At 42.1% G+C, this 1,205-nt stretch carries 1 protein-coding gene and 1 pseudogene; both read left to right on the top strand.

What is annotated here, in order from left to right; translation table 11 throughout:
* Positions 1-58 precede the first annotated feature (58 nt).
* A pseudogene (locus tag AC2VE5_RS28225) lies at positions 59-576 on the top strand (MauE/DoxX family redox-associated membrane protein).
* 23 nt (positions 577-599) lie between these two features.
* Positions 600-1,172, top strand: a complete 573-nt coding sequence (locus AC2VE5_RS28220; RefSeq protein WP_486890809.1) for a peroxiredoxin family protein — start codon at positions 600-602, stop codon at positions 1,170-1,172.
* The last annotated feature ends 33 nt before the right edge of the window (positions 1,173-1,205 follow it).

Raw genomic sequence — 1,205 nt, 5'->3', positions numbered from 1 at the left:
AATACTTCTAGACAGAAAGAGTTTTTGTCTTTCTAGTTAAGGAGGTGTAAAAAGATAGATGGATTCCATATATCTGTTAACTTTTTGTAAAATTACAGTAGGCTTGTTATTTCTGATATCGGCTATTTCCAAGCTTAAGAGTTTCTCGCAGTATGTTGCTACTGTAAGCGACTTTCAACTCTTGCCGGAGTCATTTACCCGATTGGCTGCGGTATTTGCCTAATTAGTGAGTTGCTAGTTGTACTCTTTTTATTTAGGTGGCAGGTCGTTGCTTTCTACTTAGCTTCAATTTTGTTAATTATTTTCTCGGCAGCTTTCGCCTCAGTCTTGTTTCGCAATATTCAAACAACGTGTAATTGCTTCGGAACTAGCCAGCATCCTATCTCACAAGTAGATTTAGTCCGTAACTTTGGCTTTTTGCTATGTTCTTGTGGAGGTGGCTGGTTGGCTACAAAGCCTGAAGTTACTGTTTCGCTAGCGCCTTTACATTTGGGACTCATAGGATTAATAGCGATCACATTTGTTTTAGTCTGGGCGCAGCTAGGTGAAATCTATCATTTATTTCAGACGAACTAACAACTCAACCAAACTGCAAAAAGATGTCAGAAGATATACAACCCGTTTTGATAGTTAATTCAGTTTTACTATGGATTGTCGTGGTGGTGAATTTATTGTTAACCATTGCCCTGATTCGTCGGTTCAACCGTATGTCAAAAGACCTGTCAGCTTTTAGCGACATGGATATAGGTTTGGAAAAAGGTAGCCAAGCACCGGATTTTCAAGCCCAGATGTTAACTGGTGAAACTGTGACGCTAGCAGATTATGCCCGTAAGGCAGTTTCATTAATTTTCTTTTCGCCTCACTGTAGTCCATGCTTAGAAAAAATACCAACGTTAAACGCTCTTGCTCCCAAAGCCAAGCAAGCTGGCATGGAAATATTGCTGGTCAACACAGACGGAGATAAAGCAGAGACAGAAGCATTTGTGAAAAAACACAATGTGACCTTACCTGTTCTCATTGCTCCCAGCGAAAGTAATTCGTTTGCCCGCGACTATAAAGCCGATGCTACTCCTTCCTACTGCATACTCAACCAAGACAGCTATGTAGAGGCGGCTGGTGTATTTGAACCTAACTGGGAAGAGCAATTAGCACGTGCTTGGGCAGCGGTGTAAGTTCAACCGCCAGCGGCGCCGGCTCGAGAACCG

Source organism: Aliterella sp. E5.1 (assembly GCF_057473825.1).
The sequence above is the reverse complement of the archived record's forward strand: the minus strand, read 5'-3'. Positions and strand labels throughout refer to the sequence as shown.